The organism is Desulfomicrobium escambiense DSM 10707, from assembly GCF_000428825.1.
Taxonomy (GTDB): Bacteria; Desulfobacterota; Desulfovibrionia; order Desulfovibrionales; family Desulfomicrobiaceae; genus Desulfomicrobium; species Desulfomicrobium escambiense.
On sequence record NZ_AUAR01000020.1, the window covers coordinates 76,873 to 83,150 of the forward strand.

Annotated in this window: 7 protein-coding genes; 4 read left to right on the forward strand and 3 right to left on the reverse strand. The window is 67.6% G+C overall.

Annotated elements, in window-relative coordinates; all coding sequences use genetic code 11:
* Nucleotides 1-24: 24 nt before the first annotated feature.
* The gene (locus G394_RS0114025; protein ID WP_028578192.1) at nt 25-1,464 is read right to left on the reverse strand and encodes an aminotransferase-like domain-containing protein; all 1,440 of its coding nucleotides are present in this window, start codon (nt 1,462-1,464) and stop codon (nt 25-27) included.
* 130 nt (nt 1,465-1,594) lie between these two features.
* Between G394_RS0114025 and G394_RS0114030 the strand changes: the two genes are divergently transcribed.
* Nucleotides 1,595-2,521 (forward strand): EamA family transporter, encoded by a 927-nt coding sequence (locus tag G394_RS0114030; RefSeq protein ID WP_051307213.1) that lies wholly within the window; start codon nt 1,595-1,597, stop codon nt 2,519-2,521.
* 1 nt (nt 2,522) lies between these two features.
* On the opposite strand, the gene G394_RS19355 is transcribed toward G394_RS0114030, so the two are convergent.
* Nucleotides 2,523-3,476 (reverse strand): DMT family transporter, encoded by a 954-nt coding sequence (locus tag G394_RS19355; protein ID WP_051307214.1) that lies wholly within the window; start codon nt 3,474-3,476, stop codon nt 2,523-2,525.
* A 112-nt stretch (nt 3,477-3,588) separates the two neighbouring features.
* Between G394_RS19355 and pdxR the strand changes: the two genes are divergently transcribed.
* The 3 genes from pdxR to G394_RS0114050 all read left to right on the forward strand — a co-directional run bounded on the left by pdxR (nt 3,589) and on the right by G394_RS0114050 (nt 6,081).
* Nucleotides 3,589-5,061 (forward strand): MocR-like pyridoxine biosynthesis transcription factor PdxR, encoded by a 1,473-nt coding sequence (gene pdxR, locus G394_RS0114040; protein ID WP_028578194.1) that lies wholly within the window; start codon nt 3,589-3,591, stop codon nt 5,059-5,061.
* Between the two features lie 64 nt (nt 5,062-5,125).
* Nucleotides 5,126-5,857, forward strand: a complete 732-nt coding sequence (locus G394_RS19360) for a DUF1003 domain-containing protein (RefSeq protein ID WP_043776022.1) — start codon at nt 5,126-5,128, stop codon at nt 5,855-5,857.
* Nucleotides 5,854-6,081, forward strand: a complete 228-nt coding sequence (locus tag G394_RS0114050) for a hypothetical protein (RefSeq protein ID WP_028578195.1) — start codon at nt 5,854-5,856, stop codon at nt 6,079-6,081. The genes G394_RS19360 and G394_RS0114050 overlap by 4 nt, the downstream gene beginning before the upstream one ends.
* On the opposite strand, the gene G394_RS0114055 is transcribed toward G394_RS0114050, so the two are convergent.
* The coding region (locus G394_RS0114055; RefSeq protein ID WP_028578196.1) for a transposase at nt 6,078-6,278 on the reverse strand (201 nt) is incomplete at its 5' end. The genes G394_RS0114050 and G394_RS0114055 overlap by 4 nt on opposite strands.

Consider the following 6,278-nt stretch of genomic DNA (forward strand, 5'->3'; position numbering starts at 1 on the left):
CTTTTTTCGTTTTCGCCCCCGGTTTCAGGGCCGGGCCAGGAGGCCCAGCCGCCGCACGGCGCGCTGCACCGGAGCGTCCATGACCAGCCCGCAATTGAGGCGGATGAAGCGCTCGAACCTGTCGGTCATGCCGAAGAGCATGCCGGGGGAGATGCCGATCCCCTCGGCGGCGGCGCGCTGGAAGAGGGTCAGGCCCGTGACGGCGTCCTCGGGCAGCTCCACCCAGAGCATGAACCCGCCGCCGGGGCGCGTGGCCCTGGTGCCGGCGGGGAAATGCCTGGCCACGGCGTCGCGCATGGCCTCGACCTGGTCCCGCAGGGCGCGGGTCAGGCGGGCCAGATGCCGCTCGTAGAGCCCCTTGTCCAGATACTCGGCCACGGCCAGTTCCGTGGCCGACACTCCGGCCAGGGTCGTCATGGCCTTGAGCTCGTGGATGACGGCCCCCTGGCCGCGGGCCGGCAGGATGTAGCCCGTCCGGTACCCCGGGGCCATGGATTTGGAGAAGGACGAGACCAGGGTCACGCCCCCGGTCCGGTCGAAGGCCTTGCAGGCCGGTGGGCGGGGGCCGTCGAAGGTGATGTCGCCGTAGACGTCGTCCTCGACCAGCGGCACGTTCCGGCGGGCCAGGAGTTCGACCAGCGCGCGCTTGCCGTCCTCGGGCACGAGGCTGCCGTCTGGGTTGCTCCAGGTGGGGGAGAGGATGCAGGCCGCGATGCGGAAGCGGTCCAGGGCCTGCTCCAGGTCGCCGAGGTCGACGCCGCGCTCGGGGTGGGACGGGATTTCCACCACCCGCAGGCCGAGCACCTCGATCATCTGCAGGAAGAAGTGGTAGGCGGGCACGGCGATGAGCACCGTGTCGCCGGGGCGTGTCAGGGCGCGCAGGGACAGGGCCAGGCCTTCGGTGGCGCCGCAGGTCAGGACGATCTCCTCCGGGGCGGCGCTGACGCCGGCCAGGGCGAGGCGGCGGGCGATCTGGCGGCGAAGCTCCGGACAGCCGGGCACCGGGCCGTAGTCGGCGCTGCGCACGGCCTGCCTGCGGGCGCAGGAGCCGAGGATGCGGGCCAGGTCCGCGGCCGGGAGCAGGCGTCCGTCCACGTGGGCCAGGCCCAGGGGCAGGATGTCGCTGCGGCCCATGGCGTCCATGGCCCGGCGCACCAGTTCACCGCGCTGTACGGCGCGCGCCACGGGCGGCTCGGCGGGGGGCATCCCGGCCCGCGGCAGGAGGGCCGGCCGCCTGCGCACAAAATAGCCGGACCTGGGCCTGGATTCCAGGACGCCGCGCCTCTCCAGTTCGGCATAGGCCTGGCCGACGGTGGTCAGGGACATGCCCGTGGACCGCGCTGTCTGGCGCAGGGACGGGGCGCGGGAGCCCGGCGGCAGCTCCCCGGATTCGACCATGGACGCGATCCGCTGCGCGACCGCCTTGTACCGCAAACCTTCCGAAAGCTCCCCGACCGTCTGCACGCCTGCCTCTTCTGTCATCATAAGATTTGTGAATTCTGTATCTGTCATCATGACAGATTCGCGGGCAATGTCCAGGCCTGTCGCAACCTCAGCAGCAGGGAAAGATTGATTTTCCCCGTACGGAGCTCTCATGTCCGCGCAACAGCACATGTCCGGCCGCCACATCCTTCTGGCGCTGTCCGTCGTTCTGGTCTGGGCCCTCAATTTTCTGGTCATCCGCATCGGACTCGACGATCTGCCGCCCCTCTTCTTCGCGGCCCTGCGCTTCACCGTGACAGCCTTTCCCGCCGTGCTCATCGTCGGCAGGCAGGGCATGCCCTGGCGTCTCATCCTCGGCGCGGGGACGTGCATCGGGGTGGGCTACTTCTCCCTGCTCTTCGTCGGCATGAAACTCGGCATGCCGCCGGGATTCGCGGCCCTGGTCTCCCAGGGACAGGTCGTGTTCACGGTCCTTTTCTCCGCGACCCTGCTGCGCGAAACGCCCTCGCCCTGGCAGTCGGCGGGGATCGGCATCGCCCTGAGCGGCCTGGCGCTGGCGGGTTTCGAGCGCATGGGCGCCCTGAATCCGGCCGGACTCGTGCTGGTCGTCATGGCCGCCCTCTTCTGGGGCCTGGGCAACGTGGTCATCAAGCGGCTGGGGCGGGGCCTGAAGGTGGACGGGTTTCGGCTGGTGCTGTGGATGTCGCTGGTGCCGCCCCTGCCCAACTTCCTCCTCTCGGCCTGGCTGGAAGAAGGGCAGTGGGCGCACCTGGCCACCTTGAGCGGAAGCGGCCTCTTCGCCCTGGCCTACACGGCCTTCGCCTCGACGCTGTTCGGCTGGGGTGCCTGGGCCTGGCTCCTGCGGCGCTACAGCGCGCCGCAAGTGGCGCCGTTCTCGCTGCTGGTGCCTGTCGTGGCCCTGGCCATGTCCGTGGCCTGGATGGGTGAGGACTTCAGTCCGCTGCTGGCCGTGGCCTCGGCCCTGCTGCTGGGAGGCGTGGGCGTGACGGTCTGCGAGCCCTGGCTGGCCCGCATCCGGCCGGCCCTGACGGGGCCGGTCGCGGTCTGGAGGCGGTGAGCTATGCTTCCTGGAGTGCTGCAACCGGCGCCCGGCGCAGGTCGGCCAGCTTGATGGCGGCCACGCCCGAAAGGAGCAGGGCGCTGCCCAGGACCTGCACCGGAGTCAGGATCTCGCCCAGGACGAGGAAGGCGAAGACGGCGGTGAAGGCCGGCTCCAGGGAGACGATGATGTTGGCGATGCTCGCGTCGAGAAGGGTCAGGCTGACGTTGTAGAAACCGTATCCGCCCACCGTGGGGATGGCGCCCAGCAGGATCATCACGGTCCAGCCGCGCACGCTGTCGCCCAGCCAGAACAGGTCCGCGGCGCGCACGGCCGATCCCGGGACGCTTCCGCCCGTCATGTTGATCAGGAAGAGGAACGAGCCGGCAAAGGCGAAGATGTAGAGGAGCGTGGTCCACGGCGAAATGCCGCGCTCGGAGGTCACGCGGCCCATGAGGCTGTAGGCCGTGTAGCACAGGCCCGTCAGCAGTCCGGCCACGACGCCCAGGAGGTTGACCTGCCAGGTCGCGGCCTGCAGCGCGCCGGAAATGAGGGCGCAGCCGCCCATGCACAGGGCGATTGCCGTGATCTTCATCCAGCCCATGCTCTCGCCCAGGAACTTCCAGCCCAGGACGGCGGTGTAGGCCACGGAGCAGTAGACCATGACCGTGGCCACGGCCGCGCCGTTGTTGGCCACGGAAATGGCCCACAGGCCGTTGAAGCCGGCCAGCATGAGCCCGAACAGGGCCAGGAAGGGCAGGTGCGCCCGGTCCACGCGCAAGAGGCGGGGGCTGGCCACGAGCATGACCGGGAGCAGGGTCGCGACCACGAAGACGTTGCGCCAGAAGGCCAGCACCAGGGGCGGCATGTCGAAGTTCGTGACCAGGTAGCGGATGAAGATGGAGGTCGTGGACAGGAACACGGCGCTGACGAGGGCGGCGGTGTATCCTTGGGCGGAGCGGGACATGGCCATGGGGAATCTCCTTCTTGTGCTGGGCTGGAAGGTGGTCTAAAGGGAAATTGGCCCTGCAAGAAGGGGCAATTTTTCAGAAAAACGACCAGTCCAATTTTCCCCGGAGTACACAGTGCGCCTCGCCCTCGACTACGAATCCGGACAGCCCCTCTATGTTCAGATCGGCAGGCACTTCCGCGACGCCATCCTGTCCGACAACCTGCGTCCGGGCGTGCGCCTGCCGGCGGTGCGAGCCCTGGCTGCGAGCCTCGGCGTGAACCGGGCCACGGTGGAAAGCGCCTATGCCGAACTCGTGGCCGAAGGGCTCGTCGCCCCCCGTCAGGGCAGCGGCTTCTACGTGCTGGCCCACGCGCCGGGCGAACCGGCCGTGGCGTCCCGTTCCGGGGACTGGCCCGCCTGGCAGGGGCGACTGCGGTACGGCGGCTACGAGGCCATGAGCGCCTACCTGCCCGAGGCCAGCCGCCAGACGGACTGGATCGCCCTGGACGGCGGGGCCTGCGACCCCAGGCTCTTCCCCATGGACGAGTTCCGCAGGATGCTCGGGCAGGTCATGCGCCGGGACGGGGCCGCGGCCGTGGAGTACGGGGAGATCGGCGGGTACCGCCCCCTGCGCGCCACTCTGGCCCAGGTCCTGGCCAGCCAGGGCGTGCAGACGAGCGCCGACAGCATCCTCATCACCGCCGGTTCCCAGCAGGCCCTGTCCCTGGTCGCCGCGCTGCTCTTGGCCCCTGGCCAGAGCGTGGTGGCGGAGCGGCCGACCTATGCCGGCGCCCTGGACGTCTTCCGCGCCCGCGGTCTGGCCATCCATACCGTGGGCGTGGACGAGGACGGCATGGACGTGGACGAGCTGGAGCATGTCCTCGAACGCCACCGCCCGGGCCTGATCTACACCATCCCCAATTTCCACAACCCCACGGGCGCCTGTCTCGACGGACAGCGGCGCAGGCGGCTCATCAGCCTGGCCGGGCGTTACGACGTCCCCATCCTGGAGGACGACTACGTCGGCGACATCCGCTACGAGGGCCGCGCCCAGCCCACGCTCAAATCCCTGGACCCCGACGGCCGCGTCATCTACGTCGGCACCTTCTCCAAGATGCTCATCCCCGGCCTGCGCGTGGGCTTCGTGGTGGCCGACGGCCCGGTCTACGACCACCTTTTGCGCTCCAAACGCTGCCATGACCTGGCCACTTGCAACCTCATCCAGCGCGCTCTGCGCGAGTACGTGTCCGTGGGCCGCTACGGAGCCCATCTGCAGCGTTCCTGCACGGTCTACCGCCGCCGCCGCGACGCCATGCTGGCCGCCCTGGAGCGGCACATGCCCGCGGGTTCGTCCTGGGTGCGCCCCAAAGGCGGCCTCTTCGTCTGGGCCAGGCTGCCGGAGGGCATGAAAGCCTCGGAGGTGCTGCCCAGGGCCTGCGGGGAGGGCATGATTTTCGCCCCGGGCGGGAATTTCCACCTCGACCCTGCCGAGGGCGAAGGCTGCATGCGGCTGAACTTCGCCTCGAACAGCGAGGAGGTCATCGAGGAGGGAATACGGCGACTGGGGCTGGCCATGGGCCGCCAAGGCCGCCCGGGGCGTTGTTGATCGCGCGGCAGCCGTGTATCTCTCAACGGACGTTTGCGATTCGGACCAAGACAAGGAGGCGTTCATGCCCGAGACCCCATCCGCCGAAGCCTGTTCCCTTTGCGGCCGCAGCGGCGACATCCAGAACCTTGTGCCCATCTCCGCACTGCGCCCCTCGCTGCAGCGCTTCATCCTGTCCCTCCATCCCGGTCTGGATGACGAAAGCCGGGTCTGCGCCGAGGACTTGAACGAGTACCGGGACCGTTTCCTGGCGGAGATGCTGGAGGAGGAGAAGGGCGAACTGACGCGGCTGGAGGAGGATGTCCTGCGCAGCCTGCGGGACCAGGACCTCCTCTCCTCCAACATCAACGAGGAATATTCGGAATCCCTGACCATGGGCGAACGGCTGGCGGACAGGTTGGCCGACTTCGGAGGCAGCTGGAAGTTCATCCTCATCTTCGCCGGCACTCTCGTGGTCTGGATCTGCTGGAACGCCTACCAGGCGGCCCAGGCCTTCGACCCGTACCCCTTCATTCTGCTCAATCTGGTGCTCTCGTGCCTGGCCGCCCTGCAGGCCCCGGTCATCATGATGAGCCAGAACCGGCAGGAGGCCAAGGACCGTCTGCGCTCCGAGAACGACTACCAAGTCAACCTCAAGGCCGAGCTGGAGATCAAGCATCTGAACGAGAAGGTCGACCACCTGCTGACGCGCCAGTGGCAGCGCCTGCTGGAAATCCAGGACCTTCAGGTCCAGCTCATCGAGGATCTGCGCAGCCGCTCCGGCGAAGGCCCGTCGCGTCGGGAGAGGGCCGGATGATCCTGCCGCCGATGGCCGAACTCCTGGCCACGTACGGTTACGCGGTGCTGCTCGTGGGAACGTTTCTCGAAGGGGAGAGCGTGCTCGTCGCTGCCGGCTTTCTAGTTGTGTGCGTCAAGTTCTGCAAATTCTTCCACGACATGATGGGTAACCTCAAGCAGCTGGCGACCGAGAATGGGCCCACCCAGAGCTCGTCGGAGGTCGCCAGATGCGTTCTCCATTAAGCAACCAGTTCCATCAATGCTTTCTTCTTTAACTCTGTGAGCAGGCTCATATCCAGGTATCTGTTTGCCTCGATCCAGTTCTCATGCGTCTCTACCGCAAGGGCTCGGATCAAACGTAAGCAGCTTTCTTCATTGGGAAATATCCTGACAACCAATGTCCGACGTTTGATCTCTTCATTGAGTCTTTCCAGCATGTT